A 1,439-nucleotide genomic window follows, 5' to 3' on the forward strand; every position below is an offset into this window, starting at 1 on the left:
GGGGATTTTAGCTTTTTTATAAATAGAAAGCAGTGTGCATCCCTGCACTGAGCCAGTTCGACCTCCTATCTCTCGTTCATGAGCGCATGACTTCGTCATATTCACCCTGTCACGCCGGGGGGCGCGGCTTCACTCTTACTGCATCGGCGTCCGCTGCGTTAATATCAAGAAAGGAGCATATCGCAATAATTTACAAGGTCCTTTTTTGGGGAGGGTGAGTCATTGTTATTGGCGAATAATAGTCAATCGGATGGAGTAGTTTCATTGTTGGGTGTATCCTTATAGTAGATTAACAACTTGTTAACGGTGGGGGTTGTTGATATTCTGCTCTCATTTGCAGAGCTTCTGTCGTCGGAATTAATTCGTTTGAATAGGGATATTATGAGTAAGTTTTTATATTCACTTCTTTTTTTATCATTATTGGCCTCATATTTTTCATCGTCATATTTTCGCAATCTGAGTGCTGGAGGCCGCCAAACATTTGAGCTTGAAGTGACAGTAGACATTAAAAATAATACTGGCAGGGAACTTCGTTCTTTAGATGTATCTTACTTGCTTCCTTTGGGGGGGGAAACTGTGCAGAAAGAAGTTAATGCCTCAATTGGAAATGACAGTACAGTATTGGCAAGGTTTACTCCGGTTAATGTGTATTCTGGAGAAGAAGTCGAGTTGAAAGATCGTGTGTTGTTACGTACAAACAGCTCTTTAGAAGCTGAGGTGCCTATCCCAAAAAACGATTTTGGAGTTGGTATGTCATTTAAAAGTATTTCTGATGGTGCTGGGATACGTGATTACAATAAAACGCTTAGATTATTAAGTGAAGAATATCAGTATGTTAGGCTCGTGTCAGGGGTCTTGCTATTGCCTCGAGTGGTTCAAACTCCCAAGTGTTGGATTCAATATAAATCGAGCGAAACAGCAGATTGGATTAGTTTTAGTCCGGGAAATACCAGAGTAATTCCTTTTAAAGTCATGCTTCCTCTGGATGGGGTTAGCGATGAAATCTGTCGTGAAGAAATAGTGCAAGTTTGGGGGGTAAATGTTACCTCTATCGCGTTCACTATCAATCCAGTAACTCAATAACATTGCAATATTAGCTTACCAGAAACGGAACTTCAGGATGAATCAACTCGGTATATCTTTATGTCTTCTCTTAGTCACTTTGGGTCAGGCGGCAGCTACAGAGCTTGAGTTACATGCAGGGTCTATATCCCAAAGGACGTTGTGGTCAAAAGATAAGATCCATGTGATCACGAGTGAAGTTAAAGTCGAACCTGGTGTTGAATTATCTATTGAAGCCGGTGCCGTCGTTAAGTTCAGTCCCGGCACCCGTTTGCGGGTGTATGGTGCCTTAAATGCCGTGGGAACCTCATCGAACAAGATTTATTTCACCTCTTATCGTGATGACAGTGTCGGCGGCGACAGCAATAACGATGGCT

General features: G+C 42.2%; 2 protein-coding genes. Both read left to right on the top strand.

Annotated elements, in window-relative coordinates; translation table 11 throughout:
* Positions 1-381 precede the first annotated feature (381 nt).
* On the top strand, positions 382-1,083 hold the full coding sequence (locus LZP73_RS19115; protein WP_234236497.1) for a hypothetical protein: 702 nt from the start codon (positions 382-384) through the stop codon (positions 1,081-1,083).
* 37 nt (positions 1,084-1,120) lie between these two features.
* On the top strand, positions 1,121-1,439 hold a 319-nt coding region (locus LZP73_RS19120), incomplete at its 3' end, for a hypothetical protein (protein WP_234236498.1).

Origin of the sequence: Shewanella sp. AS16, assembly GCF_021412365.1 — a bacterium.
In the GTDB taxonomy this organism is placed as follows: Bacteria; Pseudomonadota; Gammaproteobacteria; order Enterobacterales; family Shewanellaceae; genus Shewanella; species Shewanella salipaludis.

What these genes read in the sequence shown, in the direction of transcription:
- LZP73_RS19115 (WP_234236497.1), top strand. Translation starts at nt 382, where the DNA reads ATGAGTAAGTTTTTATATTCACTTCTTTTTTTATCATTATTGGCCTCA.